This window comes from Kitasatospora sp. NPDC056076 (assembly GCF_042266305.1).
GTDB lineage: Bacteria > Actinomycetota > Actinomycetes > Streptomycetales > Streptomycetaceae > Kitasatospora.
The window spans coordinates 1-19,034 of record NZ_JBHJWG010000006.1 but is presented as its reverse complement, the minus strand read 5'-3'; the positions used below and the strand labels follow the sequence as shown (position 1 = coordinate 19,034).

The window sequence follows — 19,034 nt, the reverse complement described above, 5'->3', positions numbered from 1 at the left end:
CCGGGGTCCAGTCGCTTACTTGCTGGCGAGCTCCTTGTCGGCGGCCGGCTTGGCGGCCTCGACGGGCTTGGTGGGCGGCGTGACCTCCTGGATCGGAAGCTGCGGCTTCTCCATCTGGGAGAGGCCGACCGCCTCGCGCTTGAGGAACATCGCGAGGGTCCAGTCGGTGAAGACGCGGACCTTGCGGTTGAAGGTCGGGACCATCGCGCCGTGGTACAGGCGGTGGAACCACCAGGCCGGACGGCCCTTCAGCTTGTACTTGCCGAAGAGGATCGCCACGCCCTTGTGCAGGCCGAGACCGGCGACCGCACCCAGGTTCTTGTGCTTGTACTCCTTCTGCGGGAAGCCCCGCATGCCGGAGATCACGTTGTCACCGAGGACGACGGCCTGGCGGCAGGCGTGCTGGGCGTTCGGCGGGCACCAGGCGCCCTCGCCGGCGGCGAGGTCCGGGACCTGGGCGTTGTCGCCGGCGGACCAGACGTAGTCGAAGCCCTGGACCTGGAGGGTCGGCGCGGTGTCGACGTGGCCGCGCGGGCCCAGCGGCAGGCCGAAGTTGGCCAGCACCGGGTTCGGCTTCACGCCGGCCGTCCACACGATGGTGGCGGCGTCCATCTCCATGCCGTTCTTCAGCACGACGTGGCCGTCGACGCAGGAGTCCATCGAGGTCTCGATGTAGACCTCGATGTCGCGCTCCTCGAGCTTCTCCTTGGTCCACAGACCGAGGTCCGGGCCCATCTCGGGGAGGATGCGGTTGGCCGCCTCGACGACGACGAAGCGCATGTCGTCGCGGCTGACGGTCTTGTACAGCTTGGCCGCGTCGCGGGCCATGTCCTCGACCTCGGCGACCGTCTCGATGCCGGCGAAGCCGCCGCCGATGACGACGAAGGTCAGGGCCTTGCGGCGGACCTCCTCGTCCGAGGTGGACTCGGCCTTGTCGAGCTGGGCCATGACGTGGTTGCGGAGGCCGATGGCCTCCTCGACCGTCTTCATGCCGATGCCGTTCTCCGCCAGACCCGGGATCGGGAAGGTGCGGGAGACCGAGCCGGTCGCGACGACCAGGTACTCGAAGGGCAGCTCGTAGCTGTCGCCGGCCGCCGGCTGGATGGTCGCGACCTTGCGGGCGTGGTCGATGCCGGTGACGGACCCGGTCAGCACCTCCGCCTGCTTGAGGGTCTTGCGCAGCGGCGCGACGAGGTTGCGGGGCGCGACGTTGCCGCCGGCCGCCTCGGGGAGGAAGGGCAGGTACGTCATGTACGACCGCGGGTCGACGACCGTGACGGTCGCTTCGCCGTAGCGCATCTTCTTGAGGATGCGCATCGCGGCATACAGGCCGACGTAACCACCGCCGACAATGAGGATGCGAGGACGCTCCGTGGTGCTCATATCCGAAAGTATCCAGCACCGTCCGGAGCAGCCTTCGTGAGCCCGGTCACAAGCTCATGGACACCCCGTGCTACACTGCGCGCCCGCAAAAACCGGCCCGGCGCACCGGCTCACGGGCCCCGGGGGCCCCTCGTGAACGTGCGCCGGAGCACTACCCGGCTGAGCAGCAACGATCCGTACAGCGCCCGGGTTCCCGCTCGTGATTTCGATTTTCAAACCCTGAACGAGGCCTGACCTGCGATCCAAGGGGCCGTACGACCGAAGGGCCTTCGGTCTCACAATTCGGGCGTAGCGGGCCACGGGGTGCGACGAAAGACTGGATCGCCATGTGAAGAAATTCACGAAGGTTCTCGCACGCACCCGGGCGCGCCCCGGCCCCGGCACCCCGAAAGGGGCGCCGGGGCCGGTGGAGTAAGGCCTGCGGACGGTCAGGAGGCCGTACTCCAGGCGATGCCGTCCAGGATGTCGTGCTCGCTCACGACCACCTCGGCCGCGCCGGTGCGGTCCATGATCTCCAGCAGTTCCAGCGCGCCCGCCGCGATCACGTCCACCCGGCCCGGGTGCATCGACGGGATGGCCGCGCGCTCGGCGTGGGTGGCGGCCAGCAGCTCGCGGGCGATCTCGGCGACCCGTTCGCGGCTGATCCGGGAGTGGTGGATCCGCTCCGACTGGTAGGCGGGCAGGTCCTGGGCGATCGCGGACACCGTGGTGACCGTCCCGGCCAGGCCCACCAGGGTGGCCGCACCGGTCAGCGGGACGACCTCCTCGGCCTTGTCCAGCTCGGCCCGCACGTGCGCCCGGGCCTGCGCGATCTGCTCCGGCGAGGGCAGTTCCGCGCCGTCGAAGTGCCGCTCGGTCAGCCGCACGCAGCCGATGTCCACCGAGCGCGCCGCCTGGACCCGCGCCCCGCCGAGCACGAACTCGGTGGAGCCGCCGCCCAGGTCGAAGACCAGGTAGGGGGCGGGGAAGGGCCCGCCGGCCAGCTCCTTGGTGGCTCCGACGAAGGACAGGTGCGCCTCCTCCTCGCCGCTCACCACCTCCGGCTCGACGCCCAGGATGTCGCGCACGCCCTTGACGTACTCGTCGCTGTTCTCGGCGTCCCGGGAGGCGCTGGTGGCGACGAAGCGGGTGCGCTCCGGGCCGACGCCGAAGCCCGCGATGACCTCCCGGTACTCGCGGCAGGCGGCGAAGGTGCGCTCCAGCGCGTCCGGGTGCAGCCGGCCGGTGCGGTCCACGCCCTGGCCCAGCCGGTTGATGATCATGCGGCGGTCGAGGTCGGTGATCTCGCCCGTCTCCGGGTCCAGGTCGGCGACCAGCAGCCGGATCGAGTTGGTGCCGCAGTCGATCGCGGCCACGCGGGTCGTGCTCACTCGGACTCCTGCTCCGCCGTCGCGTCCTGCCCCGCCGTGCCGTCCTCGGCGGCGCGCTTCTTCGCGGCCCGCTCGGCGGTCTTCTGCTGCTTGGCCGCGATCACGGCCTCGTGGTCCTGGTCCTTGGCGCGGTTGCGCAGCACCCGGTCACCGGCCGCCTCGACCTCCGCCGGGGAGACGCACGGGCCCTTGGCCCACCAGTCCTCCAGCATGCCGATCGCCTCGTCGCCGAGCGGGTTGACGCCCTCTCCGGCCGCCAGCGAGTGGCCGACCAGCACGTGCAGGCACTTCACCCGGTCCGGCATGCCGCCGGCGCTCGGGAAGCCCTCCAGCACCTCGATCGCGTCGCGCCGGGCGATGTAGTCCTCGTGCGCCTTCTGGTAGGCGGCGGCCAGCTCCGGGTCCTCGGCGAGCCGGGCCGTCTGGTCCTTCATCACGCCCTCCGCCTCCAGGGTGCCGATCAGCGAGGCGGCCTTGGGGCAGGTCAGGTAGTACAGCGTCGGGAACGGCGTGCCGTCCGGCAGCCGGGGGGCCGTCTCCACGACGTCGGGGTTGCCGCAGGGGCAGCGGTGCGCCACACCGCGCAGGCCGCGCGGCACCCGGCCGAGCTGGGCGGCGATGGCCGCGACGTCGGCGTCGGAGACGGCGGGGTGGTTCTCAGTGGTCATGGGGGGTGGGGTCTCCAACGGAGGACGGGGGGAGCGGACGGGGTGCGGCGGGGGCCAGCGCGACGGTGTCGGCGGCGTCCACCGAGTCCCAGATGCTGGTGTACCAGGGCTTGTCGGCCTTCGCCGGGCCGGCGGCCGCGTCGGCGGCGGCGGTGGCCGAACCGGCCGGCGCGGAGGGCCGGGCGGCCGGACCGGCCGGGTCCACCGCGATGTACGGGGTCTCCCCCGGCACCGCGTAGTGCAGCCGGGCGCGGGCCTGCGCCTTGACGTACTCCGGGTCCTGCCAGCGCGCCTTGTCCCGGCGCAGCTGGTCGACCTGCTGGCGCGCGTGGTCGGCCTTCGCCCGCTGGGCGGAGATCTCGGCGCGCTGGGAGATGAACTGCCGCGTGGGGTAGGCCAGGATCGCCACCAGCGAGCAGAGCACCAGGACGAGGACGGTCGCCCGGCTCGTGAACCGAGGCCGGGCCGCCAAGCCCGGGATCCTCCAGCCAGCCATCTCCCGTATCCCCTCCTGGTCGCGACGGTGCCCCGCCGTCCACCCTACGGGGTGAGCGGCGGGGCACCGGTCAGGCGTGCGCTACCGGGGGCCTCGGGCCCCCGGATCAGGGCCGGACGCCGCCCGGCCCGGGCGCGCTCAGCCCTCGTGCTTGAACCGCGGGAAGGCGCCGCGGCCGGCGTACTCGGCGGCGTCGTCGAGGATCTCCTCGATGCGCAGCAGCTGGTTGTACTTGGCGACGCGCTCGGAGCGGGCCGGGGCACCGGTCTTGATCTGGCCGCAGTTGGTGGCGACGGCCAGGTCGGCGATGGTGACGTCCTCGGTCTCGCCGGAGCGGTGCGACATCATGCAGCGGTAGCCGTTGCGCTGGGCCAGCTCGACGGCGTCCAGGGTCTCGGTCAGCGAGCCGATCTGGTTCACCTTCACCAGCAGCGCGTTGGCGGTGCCGGTCTCGATGCCCTTGGCCAGGCGGGCCGGGTTGGTGACGAACAGGTCGTCGCCGACCAGCTGGACCTTGTCGCCCAGCTTGACGGTCATGGCCTTCCAGCCGTCCCAGTCCGACTCGTCCAGCGGGTCCTCGATGGAGACCAGCGGGTAGGAGGCGACCAGCTCGGCGTAGTACTCGATGAGCTCGGCGGCCGACAGGGCCTTGCCCTCGAACTGGTAGGCACCGTCCTGGAAGAACTCGGAGGCGGCGACGTCCAGGGCCAGCGCGATGTCGCGGCCGGGCACGTAGCCGGCCTTCTGGATGGCCTCGGTGATGAGGTCCAGGGCCTCGCGGTTGCTGTCCAGGTTCGGCGCGAAGCCGCCCTCGTCGCCGAGGCCGGTGGACAGGCCGCGCTCCTTCAGCACGCCCTTGAGGGTGTGGTAGACCTCGACGCCCCAGCGGACGGCCTCGGAGAAGGACTCCGCGCCGATCGGAGCGATCATGAACTCCTGGATGTCGACGTTGGAGTCCGCGTGCGAGCCGCCGTTGAGGATGTTCATCATCGGGACCGGCAGGACGTGGGCGTTCGGGCCGCCCAGGTAGCGGAACAGCGGCAGGTCGCTGGCCTCGGAGGCGGCGTGCGCGACGGCCAGCGAGACGCCCAGGATGGCGTTGGCGCCGAGCGAGGACTTGTCCGGGGTGGCGTCCAGGTCGAGCATGGCCTGGTCGATCAGGCGCTGCTCAGTGGCGTCGTAGCCGACCAGCTCCGGGCCGATCTGCTCGATGACGGCCAGGACGGCCTTCTCCACGCCCTTGCCGAAGTAGCGGTTCTTGTCGCCGTCGCGCAGTTCGAGCGCCTCGAAGGCGCCGGTCGAGGCACCCGACGGAACAGCGGCACGACCCGTGCTGCCGTCGTCGAGGCCGACCTCGACCTCGACCGTGGGGTTGCCGCGGGAGTCGAGGATTTCACGGGCTACGACGACATCGATGGACGGCACGAAGCATCTCCTTGCGGAAGCAGGGTCCGGCGGCGGGTGGTGCTGTCGGCCGGACGATTGCGGAGTCGTTACGACCAGAGCCTAACCGCCCGGGCTCCCGGGGCCACCTCGGCCCGGGCTGCGTCTCACCGTGTGGCCCGGCTACCCACCGGTAGTTCACCTGCTCGTCCCGGTGCGTCCCACCGGGGCGTCCATCGGGGCCGGCGAACGCGGACGTAGGGGGCCGCCGGGCGCGGCCCCCTACGTGTCCAGCGTGTCGTTCGCCGTGGAACGGTCCGGCTCAGCCCAGGTGCAGGACCTGGCCGGGCACGATCATGTCCGGGTTGCCGCCGACCGTGGTGCGGTTGCCGTCGTAGAGCGCCTGCCAGCCGCCGGACACGCCCTGGGCGGTGGCGATGCCCGACAGGGTGTCACCGTCCCGGACGGTGTAGTCGTGGCCGGTCGTGGCGGCCGGGGCCTGCGCGGCCCTCGGGGCGGCGTGCTTGGGGGCGTACTGCTGCGCCGACGGGGCGGCGGGCTGCTCGACCTGCTTCGGCGCGGCGTGCTTCGGCGCGTACTGCTGGACCGGCTTCGGCTGGGCGGGCTTGGCGGCGGCCTTGGGGGCCTGCTGCTTGGGTGCCTGCTTCTGGGCCTGCTGCTTCTGCGGCTTGGCGTCCGAGGAGGTGTCCACCTCGGCCGGGGCGCCGCCCTTGCTCAGGCCCGCCTTCTGGGAGCAGACCGGCCAGGCGCCGGGGCCCTGCGAGGCGAGGACCTTCTCGGCGACGGCAATCTGCTGCCCCTTGCTGGCCTGGTTGGCCTGCGCCGCGTACGCGGTGCCGCCGTACGCCTTCCAGGTGCTGGGGGTGAACTGGAGGCCGCCGGAGAAGCCGTTGCCGGTGTTGATGCTCCAGTTGCCGCCGCTCTCGCACTGGGCGACGGAGTCCCAGACGGAGGCCGGGGCGGCGGAGGCGCCGGTGGCGGAGAGGAGCGGCAGTGCGAGTCCGACGCCGGCCACACCGGCGACGGCGATGGCCTTCTCGGCCTGGGTGCGACGGCGATGACGGCCGGTTCCAACGAACAGCATGAAGGTCCCTCTCCGCACGCCTGCGAGGTGAGCTGTCGGGTTCGGACCGGGAGGTGGCCCGGCCGCCGTCTGCGGAATCGATTCCGCGCGGGCGGCTTCACCCCGAGCCGTGGAGGAACGGCAACAAACCTGGTTCCCCCGCCCCTGCCCAGGGTTCTGGTCGGTTTCCCGTGACGCGGCGGGCAGGATTCGGCGTCCGCGCACGAGGTCCGCAGCTGCGAACTCCACGGAGACTAGACAGATCCTCAGACGAATCACAAGCTCATATCACCGACATCACACAAGAATTACGGCCCGTGTTCGATCGCCTACCAACGGCGGGGCTTTGTCCGGTTTGATGAGCGTTCATACCACCGCCGGTGGCCGGTTCCGGATGCTTCGTCAGCGTGTCGTGGCCTCAGGACGACTGTGCGGCGACCGGGGCTCCGGACTGAATTCGACCGGAAGTTCGCGCAATCCACGCATGATCAGGCCACCCCGCCAGCGCAGATTCTCCGGGCTTTCGGCCAGCCGCAGATCCGGCAGCCGGGAAAGCAGCGTGGCCAGCGCGGACCGCCCCTCCAGCCGGGCCAGCGGGGCTCCGATGCAGTAGTGGATGCCGTGCCCGAACCCCAGGTGCGGGTTGTCGCTCCGGGCCAGGTCGAGGGTGTTCTCGTCGGAGAACCTGGCCGGATCGCGGTCCGCCGCCGCCAGCACCACCAGCACCGGGTCCCCGACCGGGATCTCCACCCCGCCGATGGTCAGCGGAGCGGTCGCGAACCGCCAGGTCGCCAGCTCCACCGGCCCGTCGTAGCGCAGGAGTTCCTCGATCCCGGTCTCCAGCAGCGCGGTCTCGCCGCGGGCCACCGACTCCTGCAGCAGGGCCCGCTGCCCGGGATTGCGCAGCAGCGCGTACGTCCCGTTGCCGATCAGGTTCACCGTCGTCTCGAACCCGGCGAAGAGGAGGATGAAGGCCATCGCGGCGGCCTCGTTCTCGGTCAGGTGCTCGCCGTGGTCGCTCGCCCGGATCAGGCCGGAGATCAGGTCGTCCCCGAGGTCCGCCCGCTTGCGGTGGATCAGCTCCAGCAGGTACGCCCGCATCCGCTTCACCGCCCGCCCCACGCCGCCGCGTTGGCCGCCCCCGTGCCGGATCATCATTCCGGCCCAGTCCCGGAAGTCGTCCTGGTCCTCGGAGGGAACGCCGAGCATGTCGCAGATCGCGTAGATGGGGAGCGGGAACGCGAACTCGTGGATCAGGTCCGCCGAACCGCGCTGCGCGAAGCCGTCGATCAGCCGGTCGGTGAGCTGCTGCACCCGCGGCTCGAACTCCGCCACCCGGCGCGGCGTGAACGCCTTCGACACCAGGCGGCGCAGCCGGGTGTGGTCCGGCGGGTCGATGTTCAGCAGGTGGGTCATCAGGTCCGCCTGCCGCTCCCCCGGGATGCCCACCCGGCCGGTGCGGTGCGCCTGCCCGCTGTGGTGCGCCGGGTTCTTCGAGAGCCGGCCGTCCGCGAGCGCCTGCCGGGCGTCCGCGTAGCGCGTCACCAGCCAGGCCTCCACCCCGCTCGGCAGCGTGGTGCGGTGCACCGGGGCGTGCTCGCGCAGCCAGGCGTAGGCGGGGTACGGGTCGGCGGCGAACTCCCAGGTGAAGAGCTGCGGGTCGGGCTGGGCGGCGGGCTGGGCGCCCTCGGGCTGAGCTGGCATGGGTCGACCGTAACCGCTGGACCGGAGGGGCCCGGACCACCGGCGCACGCGCCCCCGCGGCCGGCCGGAGGCCACCGCCGCGCGAACCGTCCGTGACCGGCGCGCGAGCGGAACGCCGACACTCCGTGGACGGCCCGTGGACGGTGCGTGGACGGGCCTTGGCCAGCTCTTGGCCGGGCGGCAGGCGTGAGCCTGGTCACCTGAGGGGTAATCCCTGTTGCGGAGGGTCAGGACCTGCCTACGATCCTCCGAAGTACGCGCGGGCGCCGGTGCGGTGTCGCCCGCAGGGAGGAGCTGGACCAATGACGGTCAGCGGAGCAGTCGTCGTCATCGCGGTACTCGCGGGCGGTTCGGGGGCCGACCTCGCCCGCCGGTTCACCGCGGCCGGCACCGCCGGGATGCTGATCGCCGACACCCACGTCGGCATCGCCGAGGACCTCGCCTCCGAACTCGACCGGCCGGGCTGCCCCGTGGTCGGCGTCTCCGGCGACATCCGCCGGCCCAGCGACGTCGCCGCGCTGGTCGACACCGCCGAGAAGCACTTCGGTCCGATCGACCTCTTCTGCGTGGCGGGGCCGAGGGGCGAGCGGATCGTCTCCCTCGCCGACCTGCCCGCCCACCTCGACCTGGAGCGCCTCGCCGAACTGGTCGTCCTGATCGGCGAGGCGATCGGCGAGCTCGTCCCGCCGCAGCGGTGCGCCACCGAGCGCACGGCGACGGCGGCCTGAGCCGACCCGCCACCGAGGTCTACTCCGGCCGGAGCCCCTCGGCCGCGCGCACCGCGTCCCGGTAGCCGCGCGCGGCCGAGCGCAGCGCCGCGTCCACGTCCACCCCGGCGTCGTGCGCCCGCTGCGCCACCGCCAGCAGCAGCCGGCCCGCCGACTCGGCGGTCAGCTCGCGCGGCAGCTCGTACGGCTCGTCCGGCACCCCCGCGAAGCCCGCCCGGCGCACCCGGGACACCAGCTTCGCCGCGTACGCCAGCGCCGGCAGCCCGGCCGGCACGCCGTCCAGGACGGACTCCCGGTCCGCCTTCTCGGCCGCCTTCAACTGCTCCCAGTTCGCCTCCGCCTCGTCGGCGCCCGCCACCTCGACGTCCCCGAACACGTGCGGGTGCCGGTACAGCAGCTTCTCGACCATGTCCCCGGCCACGTCGTCGATCGTGAACGGATCGGTCGGGTGCTCCTCCGCGACCCGGGCGTGGAAGAACACCTGGAACAGCACGTCGCCCAGCTCCTCGCGCAGCGCGTCCCGGTCCCCCTCCTCGATCGCCTCGACCAGCTCGTAGGCCTCCTCGACCAGGTACTTCACCAGGCTCTCGTGGGTCTGCTCGGCGTCCCACGGGCAGCCGCCCGGCGAGCGCAGCCGGTCCATCACCGAGGCGAGGTCCAGCAGCCGCGCCCCCGGCAGGTCGTACGAGCCGGGCAGCACCTCGATCTCCGGCACCTCCCCGGCGTGCTCCACCGCGAGCCGGGCCAGCGCGTCCGTCAGCCCCGGGTCCCCGTCCGGGCCGCCCAGCCACACCGTCGCCCCCGCCCCGGCCGGCTGCCCGGTCAGCAGCCGCGCCAGCGCCGGCGCCGACCCGGCCGGCGCCACCTCCACCGCCACCCCGGCCTGCCGCACCGCCGGCACCTGCGGGTGCCCCTCGTCCCCGACCAGCACCCGCCCGGCCGACCGCAGCGCCTCCCAGGCCGGCCACGCCAGCAGGCCGGGGGCCACCCGGTGGGTGGTGGTCAGCAGGATCAACTTCGCGCCCGGAGCGTCCGTCGGCACAGCATTCGTCGTCACCCCTCGAACCTACCCGCCGCGGGCACCCCGGGCCCGGCCGGTGGCCGGCGGCCGAACGGCGGCCCCGGGCCGGGCCCGGAACCGCCGTGGACCGCCGTGGACGGCCGCCGACCTGAACGCCGCAGGCCGCCGGGGGCTACTTCTTCGTCCCCGCCAGGTCGTCGAACATGGCCGACAGGAACTCGGTGCACCAGCCGAGCAGTTCGCGCCCGACCAGCGGCTTGCCGCCGATCCGGCCGGTGCTCGGCCGGGGCACCAGGAGCTGCTGGGCCGCCGCCTTGACCTGGCTGCGCGGGTAGAGCCGGTTCAGCCGCAGCTGCTGGGACTCCCGCAGCTCCACCGGGCCGAAGCGGACGTTGGAGCCCTGGAGGGTGATGTCCGAGATCCCGCAGCGGCGGGCGTACAGCCGCAGGCCGGCGACCATCAGCAGGTTCTCGACCGGCTCGGGCAGCTTCCCGTAGCGGTCCGCCAGCTCGTCCCGGACCTGCTGGATGTCCGCCTCCGAGTTGACCGCCGCGATCGAGCGGTAGGCCTGCAGCCGCAGCCGCTCGCCGGGGGCGTAGTCGTGCGGCACGTGGGCGTCGACCGGCAGCTCGATCTTCACCTCCAGCGGCTCCTCCTCCGGCTCGCCGCCGTTCGCCAGCGACTCGCGGAACTCGGCCACCGCCTCGCCGACCATCCGCATGTAGAGGTCGAAGCCGACGCCCGCGATGTGCCCGGACTGCTCGCCGCCGAGCAGGTTGCCGGCGCCGCGGATCTCCAGGTCCTTCATGGCGACGTACATGCCGGCGCCCATCTCGGTGTGCTGGGCGATGGTGGCCAGCCGCTCGTGGGCCGTCTCGGTGAGCGGCTTCTCCGGCGGGTACAGCATGTACGCGTAGCCGCGCTCGCGCCCGCGCCCGACCCGGCCGCGCAGCTGGTGCAGCTGCGACAGGCCGAAGGTGTCGCCGCGCTCGACGATCAGGGTGTTGGCGTTGGAGATGTCGATGCCGGACTCCACGATCGTGGTCGACACCAGGACGTCGAACTCCTTCTCCCAGAAGTCGACGACGACCTTCTCCAGCTGGTTCTCCCCCATCTGCCCGTGCGCCGTGGCGATCCGCGCCTCGGGGACGAGGTCCTTGAGCCGGGCGGCCGCCTTGTCGATCGACTCGACCCGGTTGTGGATGTAGAACACCTGGCCCTCGCGCAGGAGTTCACGCCGGATCGCGGCCGAGATCTGCTTCTCGTCGTACGGCCCGACGAAGGTCAGCACCGGGTGCCGCTCCTCCGGCGGGGTGGTGATGGTGGACATCTCGCGGATGCCGGTGACGGCCATCTCCAGGGTGCGCGGGATCGGCGTCGCGGACATGGTGAGCACGTCCACGTTGGCGCGCAGCTTCTTCAACTGCTCCTTGTGCTCGACGCCGAAGCGCTGCTCCTCGTCGACGATGACCAGGCCGAGGTCCTTGAACCTGGTCTCCGAGGAGAACAGCCGGTGGGTGCCGATGACGACGTCCACCGAGCCCTCGAACAGCCCCTCCAGGACGGCCTTGGCCTCGCTGTCGGTCTGGAAGCGGGACAGCGCCTTCACGGTGACCGGGAAGTTGGCGTACCGCTCGGCGAAGGTGGAGAAGTGCTGCTGCACCAGCAGGGTGGTCGGGACCAGCACGGCGACCTGCTTGCCGTCCTGCACCGCCTTGAACGCGGCCCGCACCGCGATCTCGGTCTTGCCGTAGCCGACGTCGCCGCAGATCAGCCGGTCCATCGGGACGGACTTCTCCATGTCCGACTTGACCTCGGCGATGGTGGTCAGCTGATCCGGCGTCTCCGCGTACGGGAAGGCGTCCTCCAGCTCGCGCTGCCACGGGGTGTCCGGGCCGAAGGTGTGGCCGGGGGCGGCCATCCGGGCCGAGTACAGCTTGATCAGGTCGGCGGCGATCTCCTTGACCGCCTTCTTGGCCCGCTGCTTGGTCTTGGCCCAGTCCGCGCCGCCGAGCCGGTGCAGCGTCGGGGCCTCGCCGCCGACGTACTTGGTGACCTGGTCGAGCTGGTCGGTCGGCACGAACAGCCGGTCGCCGGGGTGGCCGCGCTTGGCGGGGGCGTACTCCAGCACCAGGTACTCGCGGGTGGCGCCCTGGACGGTGCGCTGCACCATCTCGACGTACCGGCCGACGCCGTGCGCCTCGTGCACCACGTAGTCGCCGGCCGCCAGGGCCAGCGGGTCGATCGCGTTGCGGCGCCGGGACGGCATCCGGCGCATGTCCTTGGTGGAGGACTTCTGGCCGGACAGGTCGGTCTCGGTGATGACGGTGAGCTTGAGCCGCTCGTCCACGAAGCCGTGCTCGATGGAGCCGCAGGAGACGTACACGACGTCCCGGGTGGGCGCCTCGGCGAGGTCGGCGACCAGCCGGGCCGGGATGCCCTCGTTGCCGAGCACCTCGGCCAGCCGGGAGGCCGGGCCATGGCCCTCGGTCACCATGACGACCCGCCAGTCGGCGGCCAGCCGCTCCTTGGCGTCGGCGATCGCCCGGGCGGTGTCGCCCCGGTAGGCCTCGACGGCGTGCATGCCGAGGGTCAGCGTGTTGACGTCGAACTCCAGGATGCCGTCGACCGTCGACTCGCTGGTCGCGAACGGGCTGACGGACCACCAGGGCAGGCCGATCTCGTCGGCGTGCTCGCGCACCTCGGCGAGCGAGCGCAGCGAGGCGGCGGAGACGTCGATGGCCTCCAGGTCGATCGGCCGGTCGCCGCCGGCGGCCGCCGCGACCCAGGAGGCCTGGAGGAACTCCTGGCTGGTGGCCACCAGGTCGGCCGCTCTGGTCCGGACCCGCTCCGGGTCGCAGACCACCGTGACCGAGCCGAGCGGCAGCACGTCGAGCAGCAGTTCCATGTCGTCCACCAGCACGGGTGCCAGCGACTCCATGCCCTCGACCGCGATGCCCTCCGCGATCCTGTCCAGGATCTCCGCCAACCCGGGCTGCTGGGCCGACAGTTCGGCGGCCCGGGCGCGCACCTGGTCGGTCAGCAGCAGCTCCCGGCAGGGCGGCGCCCACAGGCCGTGCTCGGCGATCTCCAGCGAGCGCTGGTCGGCGACCTTGAAGTAGCGGATCTCCTCGACCTCGTCGCCCCAGAACTCCACCCGCAGCGGGTGCTCCTCGGTCGGCGGGAAGACGTCCAGGATGCCGCCGCGGACAGCGAACTCGCCGCGCTTCTCGACCAGTTCGACCCGCGCGTAGGCGGCCGCGGCGAGCCCGCGGGCGACCTCCTCCAGGTCGTGGGTCTCCCCGCGCCGGACGGCCACCGGCTCCAGCTCGGCCAGCCCCTTCACCTGCGGCTGGAGCACCGAGCGGACCGGGGCGACGATCACCTGCACCGGCCCGGCCGCCGGGTCGTCCGCCCGCGGGTGCGCGATCCGGCGCAGCACGGCCAGCCGGCGGCCGACGGTGTCCGAGCGGGGCGACAGCCGCTCGTGCGGCAGGGTCTCCCAGGCGGGGTACTCGGCGACCGCGTCGGCGGGCAGCAGCGAGCGCAGCGAGGCGGCCAGGTCCTCGGCCTCCCGCCCGGTCGCGGTGACGGCCAGCACCGGACGGCCCCGCTCACCGGCCGCCCGGCCGGCCAGCGCGCGGGCCAGCGCGGCGACGGCGAACGGCCGGGCCGCGGGCGGTCCGACCAGGTCCAGGTGCCGGCGGCCGCCGGCCGCGGCTCCGGTGGCGGTGGCCGCCTCGATCGCCTCGGCGAGCGCCGCGTCCCGCGCGACGACATCGAGCAGTCCGGTCAGACTCATCTGGGGTCTCTTCTTCGTGCCGTGGCTGGTGCTGCCTCCGGGCGGCGAACGGCCCACCGGGGCAACGCGAACGGCCCGGCACGCCGAGCGGCCGGGGGTCTCCAGCCTACGCCGCGGCACGGACGGGCACGCGGCGTAGGAGCCCGGCGGGGCCGCGCCGTCCGGGCGACCGGCCGCGCGGGGATGATCCGGCAGCCGCCGGGGCGTTCCTGGCAGGGACACGACCGCAGGCGAACCACTGGACGGAACGCCGGACCGACCGGTGGACGAACCGCTCGGACGTCGGCCCCGACCGGGCTCCGCCATCCGCCACGAACTGGACATACTCCTGTCACTGGCCGTCCATGGAGATCGCGCACCATGGTGAATGTGCCCGCCGCACCCAACCGTGGGGGATGGCTGTGGCGGCACTGTCGCACCCCCGATGGGGGTCGGAGGTGCGAGGCCGGGCGACCCTGGGTGGGGGCGCCCGCCCAAGCGCCGGGAACCGTGGCGCCCTTTCCTGGAGGGCGCCACGGGTCTCGGCCTCTTCGCGTTGCGCCCGCCTGCTCCGGCCCTACCAGCGGGACAGGTTGATGTCGTACATCATCACCTGGCGGCCCTGGTTGGCGTTGAAGTCGTAGCGCTCCCAGGTGAAGACGGTCCAGGAGCCGAGTCCGCCGCCCAGATAGGTGATGACCTTGTTGTTGCCCGCGTCGATCCGGTCGACGTTGTAGACCCGCAGGGACATCCAGCCGTCGTTCGCGAAGCAGAGCTGCCCGCTGTAGCCGTAGTTCCAGACCTTCGCGAAATCGTCCCGGTTCCCGCAGTCGACCCGTTCCACGGCCCGCGCCGCGGTCGTCGGCAGCAGGGTCGCGGCGGCGGCCGTGAGAACCGCCAGAACGCCGACGCGACGGGCCCTGCCCATTCCGTTCCGAACGGTGGAGCGGGGATCGGTGCGGCGAATCATGTAACCCCTCCCTCGACAACGGCTCCGTCGACAACGGCCGGGTTCCCGAGATTTGCACGGCGGGCCCGCACCGCACAGGTGTTTTCCGGCCAAGCCGGGATTGGCCCGGCGACCGGGGAACGTACCCGGACGACATGAGCTATGGTCCCAACACGCCTGCCGCGCTTGAGGATCGGAGCAGAAGCTTGGCACCTCCCGCCCGATTCGGACGATTCACCGCCGCCACCCTCGCGGCCACCCTTTCGGTATTGTCCGCAGGCTGTTCGAGCGAATCCGGAAAGGCCTCCGCCGATTCCGCGCCGACCCCGCCGGTGCTCGGTTCCACGGCCGCTCCGGAATCCGGCCGGGGCGGATTGACCGGACTTCCGCTGTCCGCTTACCAGGCCGACGACCGGTCCGCGGTCAAGGAGATCCAGGCCCGGAACGCGCTGACCGTCTCGTGCATGCACCGGGCCGGCTTCGCCGGGTTCACCGGGGACGGGCTGCAGGCCGCCCAGCCGCCGGACAACGCGACCGCACTGCCGGCCGGCGCCTGGGGCTACCTCGGCGCGGAGGCCGCCGCCACCCTGGGCTTCCACCCGCCCCGGCGGACGGCCCCCCGGCCGGACCACGCCCCGGCCGGTTCCGGCGAGGCCTACGACGGCGCCCGGGTGGACTGCGACCGGCAGACCGCCGAACGGATCGGCTCGCCGCCGGCGGCGGGCAGCCGACTGGTCGACCGGCTGTTCCAGGAGTCGACGACGGCCACCGCCCGGGACGCCCGGGTGGTGGCGGCCACCGGGCAGTGGACCGCCTGCATGACGGCCGCCGGCTTCCGGACCACCACCCCCGAGGAGCTGGCGCACGGGTACTCGACCACGCCGGAGCCCACCCCGGCCGAGCTGGCCGCCGCCCGCGCCGACGCGGACTGCACCGCCCGCTCCGGCCTGGCCGGCCTCTGGTTCGCCGTGCTGGCCGGCTACCAGCGGCAGCTGATCGACCACAACGCACAGGCCCTGACCGCCCAGCAGGAGGCGGTCAGGGCCCAGGACGCGAAGCTCACCCGGCTGATCGCGGGCGAGGGCGGCTGAGGACTACTTGCGGCGGTAGGACACCGTGTTGGGGGGTGCGTAACCGGCGCCGTCGTCCACGATGATGATCTTCGGGATGACCCGGGTCTCCTCGGCGCCCGCGGCACCCGCGGCGCCTGCCGCACCGTGCACGCCCTCCGCCGCGTCCACGTCGGCCACGGGCCCGGGCGGCGTCGCGGGCTTCGGCGGCACCGCGGCCGGGACGACCGGACCGGTCACCACCGGGTCGACGGCGCCCCCGGCCTCGGCTTCGACGGGCTTGGCTTCGACGGGCTTGGCGTCGACGGGCTTGGCGTCAGCGGTCCTGGCATCGGCGGTCCTGGCCGCCACGGCGCCGCCGACCACCGGCTGCCGCAGCAGCGCCGTCGCACCGGGCCGCGCACCGCTGGGCCGGGCACCTCCGGGAGCCTCGGCGGGGGCAGCCGCCGGGGCAGCGGCGGGAGCGTCGGCCGGTCCGTCGGCCGGGGTCGCGGCGCCGCGCAGGTCCGGCAGCGGGATCTCCCCGGTGTCCGCCTCCGAGTCGACCGGAGCCTTGTCCGCCACCGCGTCCACGACCGCGTCCGCCGGTCCGGCCGCGGGTGCCGCAGCGGCCCCGGCGGCGGCCGCGGCCAGCCGCTCGGGCTCGATCTGCCCGACCGCCGCGCCGGTGAGCGAGGCCAGCGTCGCCTTGATGTGGTCCAGGTGCTGCTGCACCGTCTCCAGCCGGGCGTCGAAGGCCTGCTGCTCGCGCTCGCTCTCCGCGTTGATCTTCTCGGCCTCCCGGCGGGCCTTCTCGACCAGCTGGTCGGCCTTGGCCTGGGCGTCGGTCTCCAGCTGCTTGATCCGGTTCAGCACCGTCTCCCGGTGCTGCTCGGCCTCCTTGACCCGGCGCTCGGCCGTCGCGGAGACCTCCGCGTCCTCAGCGTCGGCCTTGGCCTGGGCCTCGGCGAAGGTCTCGTCGGCCTTGCGGCGCCTGGCGGCCAGCTCGGCCTCGGCGTGCTCGCTGGCCTCGGCGGCGGCCACCCGGACCTTGGCGGCGTAGGCGGTGGCACCGTCCCGGGCGGCGCGGCTCTCCCGGTCGGCGTCGGCGCGGATGCCCTCGGCCTCGGCGCGGGTGCGCTCGTCGGTGCGGCGGGCGGCGGCGTCGGCCTCGGAGCGGGTGGTGGTGGCGTACTCCTTGGCGGCCTTGTCGGCCTCCTGGCCGGCCTCGTAGACCTCGTCCCGCAGGTCCTCGGCGAAGCGCTCGGCCTTCTCCTTGACGGCGCGGGCCTCGTTCCGGGCCATCTCGGCCAGGCCGGCGGCCTGCTCGCTGAGCACCTCGTAGTCCGGCTCCGGGGCCTCCTCGGCGGCCTGGCGGATGTCGTCGAGCCTGGTCTCCATCTGCCGGATCCCGGCTCCCAGGACGCTCAGCCGCTCCCAGGCCTCGTCACGTTGTGCGGTCAGGGCGACCAGCGCCCGGTCGACCTGCTCGGGCGCGTAGCCGCGCCGGGCCTGGGTGAAGCCGTACTGGGGGACGGCGTCGCTCATGGGCTCTTCCCCTCGTTTCGCGGGCTGCGGAGCCCATGATCGGACGGACTGGACGGATCCGGAACCGGTTGGGACACCGGGGCCGAATCCGGTCGTCGTGCGGACCGGAATGTGTCGAGGACGGGGCGATGAGACCCATCCTCTTGACCTATTTTGCGCAGATCCGGACGAAACCCCAACGAGGCACAGCTGCCGGGGCACGCCGGAGGGGTCGTTCCGGACACCGGAACGACCCCTCCCACCTGCGAGGATCCGCGACGGTCCGCTACAGCAGACCGTCCCAGAACTGCTCCAGCAGCACGGCCCACCAAGTGTCCGCGGTCTGCAGGGCCGCCGGGTCGATCGCGGCGAGCTGGGCCTGGAAGTCGGTCGTCCAGCGACCGGCCTGCTCCGGCGTCAGCCCGTACCGCAGCCGCCACATCCGGCCCAGCAGGGCCAGCGCGCGGACGAACTCCGGTACACCGGTGTTGACGAAGCGCGGCGGCTGGCCGGTTCCGTCGACGTCCACGGCGACCACGTTCGCGGTGCCGTACTGGACGCACAGCTGACGGCCGTAGTCGTTGCCGAGCACCAGGTAGCCGCCGAAGTCCGGGCCCTGCTGCAGGCCGCGCTCGGCGGCCAGCTCGGCCAGCGTCGGGATCGGCCGGCCCTCCTGCGCCTGGGCCCAGAAGAACGGCCCGAAGTCGCGCGGCAGCCCGGCCCACGTCAGCGTCTGCGACACCGGCTCCGGCACGCCCTGGCGGGAGACGGCGCGCTGCTCGTAGCGGAACAGGTTCTGGCCGAAGGCCGTCCCCAGCTCCTGGGCGAGCTGCTGGGGCGGCGCCGGCGGCAGCGCCTGGACCGTCCCCGGCGCGGGCAGCGGAACCCGGAACGGGCGGACCCGCTGGGCACCGGAGGCCAGCTGGTGCAGCTCGTCCAGGTGGTCCAGCAGCTCGGCCATCCCGGCCTGCCGGGAGGCGTGGTCGCGGCCGTACGGGGCGGTGTGGGTCAGCCGCACGTTCGGCCAGGAGGCCGCGATCATGCGGTTGCAGTAGCCGCCGGGCAGATCACACGACTCCAGCTCGGTGTAGAGCTCCAGCACCTGCTCCGGCGGCACGTTCAGCCGCCGCAGGTCCTGGAGGATCTTCCACTCCGGGTGCGGGGTGCCCGGCTCGCTGCGGTGCAGCAGCTTCTGCTCCGAGCCGTCCGGGCCCCGGTAGCTGAGCGCGGCGAAGTAGCCCGGGCCCACCGCGGGCACCCCGGGCGGCACCGGCGCGCCCGGCGGCGGGCCGGTGACCGGGGTCGGCGGGACGACGCCGGGCGCGGCACCCGCGTTCGGGTAGCCGTACCCGGCCGCGGGCGCGGCCGGAGCCGCCGGGCCGCCGGGCGGCGGCGGGACGGCCGGACCGCCGGACGGCGGGGTGCCCGGGTCCGCCGGGCCGCCGAGCAGCGCGGGGTCGATCGCGCTCGCCAGCTGGGTCGCCTCGTACGCCACACCGGCGGCGGCCGGGGCGGGCCCGCCCTGCGGCGCGGGAGCCGGGGCCTCACCGGAGCGCAGGCCCGCCGGCGGCGGGGGCGGCGGGACCGAACCGCCCGACCGGCCGCCCGCAGCGGCGGCGGGCGTGCCCGACCCCGGGGTCTGCCGCAGCCCGGCGGGCGGGGGCGGCGGCGGGGCCGAGGCGGGGTTGCGGCCCAGCCCGCCCGAGCCGGAGGCACCGGACGGTCCGCCCGGAGCGCCGCGCAGCGCGGCCGGCGGGGGCGGCGGCGGGGCCGAACCCGGGCCGCGGCCGAGACCGGCGCCCTGGGCCGGCGGGGCCGCGGGCGGGGCGGCCGGGCCGGGGGCGGGGCGGCTCAGCGGGTGGGTGTGCTCTCGGCGCTCTCGGGGCTCTCG

Annotated in this window: 13 protein-coding genes, 1 pseudogene and 1 riboswitch; of the genes and pseudogenes, 2 read left to right on the top strand and 12 right to left on the bottom strand. The window is 73.5% G+C overall.

The window, feature by feature from the left end; translation table 11 throughout:
* Positions 1 to 15: 15 nt before the first annotated feature.
* The 7 genes and pseudogenes from ACFC1T_RS06865 to ACFC1T_RS06835 all read right to left on the bottom strand — a co-directional run bounded on the left by ACFC1T_RS06865 (position 16) and on the right by ACFC1T_RS06835 (position 8,088).
* The gene (locus tag ACFC1T_RS06865; protein WP_350509113.1) at positions 16 to 1,383 is read right to left on the bottom strand and encodes an NAD(P)/FAD-dependent oxidoreductase; all 1,368 of its coding nucleotides are present in this window, start codon (positions 1,381 to 1,383) and stop codon (positions 16 to 18) included.
* Positions 1,384 to 1,811: 428 nt separating this feature from the next.
* Positions 1,812 to 2,753 carry an exopolyphosphatase gene (locus ACFC1T_RS06860; protein WP_375884519.1) on the bottom strand — a complete coding sequence of 314 codons (942 nt, stop codon included), beginning with the start codon at positions 2,751 to 2,753 and terminating at the stop codon, positions 1,812 to 1,814.
* A gap of 149 nt (positions 2,754 to 2,902) precedes the next feature.
* Positions 2,903 to 3,439, bottom strand: a pseudogene (locus ACFC1T_RS06855) (DUF501 domain-containing protein); the annotation flags it as partial.
* Entirely contained in the window at positions 3,411 to 3,893 is a 483-nt protein-coding gene (locus ACFC1T_RS06850) for a septum formation initiator family protein (RefSeq protein ID WP_375884516.1), read from the bottom strand. The pseudogene ACFC1T_RS06855 and the gene ACFC1T_RS06850, both read right to left, overlap by 29 nt.
* Before the next feature lie 162 nt (positions 3,894 to 4,055).
* On the bottom strand, positions 4,056 to 5,342 hold the full coding sequence (gene eno, locus ACFC1T_RS06845; protein WP_375884514.1) for a phosphopyruvate hydratase: 1,287 nt from the start codon (positions 5,340 to 5,342) through the stop codon (positions 4,056 to 4,058).
* A 280-nt stretch (positions 5,343 to 5,622) separates the two neighbouring features.
* The gene (locus ACFC1T_RS06840; protein ID WP_375884511.1) at positions 5,623 to 6,405 is read right to left on the bottom strand and encodes a transglycosylase family protein; all 783 of its coding nucleotides are present in this window, start codon (positions 6,403 to 6,405) and stop codon (positions 5,623 to 5,625) included.
* Position 6,406: 1 nt separating this feature from the next.
* Positions 6,407 to 6,577, bottom strand: a riboswitch (cyclic di-AMP (ydaO/yuaA leader).
* A 209-nt stretch (positions 6,578 to 6,786) separates the two neighbouring features.
* Positions 6,787 to 8,088, bottom strand: a complete 1,302-nt coding sequence (locus ACFC1T_RS06835; RefSeq protein WP_375884508.1) for a cytochrome P450 — start codon at positions 8,086 to 8,088, stop codon at positions 6,787 to 6,789.
* A 302-nt stretch (positions 8,089 to 8,390) separates the two neighbouring features.
* On the opposite strand from ACFC1T_RS06835, the gene ACFC1T_RS06830 reads away from it, so the two are divergent.
* Positions 8,391 to 8,816 (top strand): SDR family NAD(P)-dependent oxidoreductase, encoded by a 426-nt coding sequence (locus ACFC1T_RS06830; RefSeq protein WP_375884505.1) that lies wholly within the window; start codon positions 8,391 to 8,393, stop codon positions 8,814 to 8,816.
* A 19-nt stretch (positions 8,817 to 8,835) separates the two neighbouring features.
* Here the strand turns inward: ACFC1T_RS06830 and ACFC1T_RS06825 are convergent, their stop codons facing one another.
* The 3 genes from ACFC1T_RS06825 to ACFC1T_RS06815 all read right to left on the bottom strand — a co-directional run bounded on the left by ACFC1T_RS06825 (position 8,836) and on the right by ACFC1T_RS06815 (position 14,546).
* Positions 8,836 to 9,873, bottom strand: a complete 1,038-nt coding sequence (locus ACFC1T_RS06825) for a MazG family protein (RefSeq protein ID WP_375884502.1) — start codon at positions 9,871 to 9,873, stop codon at positions 8,836 to 8,838.
* A gap of 136 nt (positions 9,874 to 10,009) precedes the next feature.
* A complete protein-coding gene (gene mfd / locus ACFC1T_RS06820; RefSeq protein ID WP_375884500.1) occupies positions 10,010 to 13,639 on the bottom strand; it encodes a transcription-repair coupling factor in 3,630 nt (1,209 codons plus the stop codon).
* A 556-nt stretch (positions 13,640 to 14,195) separates the two neighbouring features.
* Positions 14,196 to 14,546, bottom strand: a complete 351-nt coding sequence (locus ACFC1T_RS06815; protein WP_375884498.1) for a beta/gamma crystallin domain-containing protein — start codon at positions 14,544 to 14,546, stop codon at positions 14,196 to 14,198.
* A gap of 395 nt (positions 14,547 to 14,941) precedes the next feature.
* Between ACFC1T_RS06815 and ACFC1T_RS06810 the strand changes: the two genes are divergently transcribed.
* On the top strand, positions 14,942 to 15,658 hold the full coding sequence (locus ACFC1T_RS06810) for a hypothetical protein (protein ID WP_375884495.1): 717 nt from the start codon (positions 14,942 to 14,944) through the stop codon (positions 15,656 to 15,658).
* Between the two features lie 3 nt (positions 15,659 to 15,661).
* On the opposite strand, the gene ACFC1T_RS06805 is transcribed toward ACFC1T_RS06810, so the two are convergent.
* Both ACFC1T_RS06805 and ACFC1T_RS06800 read right to left on the bottom strand, forming a co-directional pair.
* The gene (locus ACFC1T_RS06805; protein ID WP_375884494.1) at positions 15,662 to 17,164 is read right to left on the bottom strand and encodes a hypothetical protein; all 1,503 of its coding nucleotides are present in this window, start codon (positions 17,162 to 17,164) and stop codon (positions 15,662 to 15,664) included.
* A gap of 265 nt (positions 17,165 to 17,429) precedes the next feature.
* On the bottom strand, positions 17,430 to 19,034 hold a 1,605-nt coding region (locus tag ACFC1T_RS06800; RefSeq protein ID WP_375884491.1), incomplete at its 5' end, for an SUKH-4 family immunity protein.

Excerpts from the sequence above, each read along its gene's own strand:
- ACFC1T_RS06805 (WP_375884494.1), bottom strand. The coding sequence starts at position 17,164 with ATGAGCGACGCCGTCCCCCAGTACGGCTTCACCCAGGCCCGGCGCGGC.
- ACFC1T_RS06815 (WP_375884498.1), bottom strand. The coding sequence starts at position 14,546 with ATGGGCAGGGCCCGTCGCGTCGGCGTTCTGGCGGTTCTCACGGCCGCC.
- mfd (WP_375884500.1), bottom strand. The coding sequence starts at position 13,639 with ATGAGTCTGACCGGACTGCTCGATGTCGTCGCGCGGGACGCGGCGCTC.
- ACFC1T_RS06835 (WP_375884508.1), bottom strand. The coding sequence starts at position 8,088 with ATGCCAGCTCAGCCCGAGGGCGCCCAGCCCGCCGCCCAGCCCGACCCG.
- ACFC1T_RS06865 (WP_350509113.1), bottom strand. The coding sequence starts at position 1,383 with ATGAGCACCACGGAGCGTCCTCGCATCCTCATTGTCGGCGGTGGTTAC.
- ACFC1T_RS06830 (WP_375884505.1), top strand. The coding sequence starts at position 8,391 with ATGACGGTCAGCGGAGCAGTCGTCGTCATCGCGGTACTCGCGGGCGGT.
- ACFC1T_RS06840 (WP_375884511.1), bottom strand. The coding sequence starts at position 6,405 with ATGCTGTTCGTTGGAACCGGCCGTCATCGCCGTCGCACCCAGGCCGAG.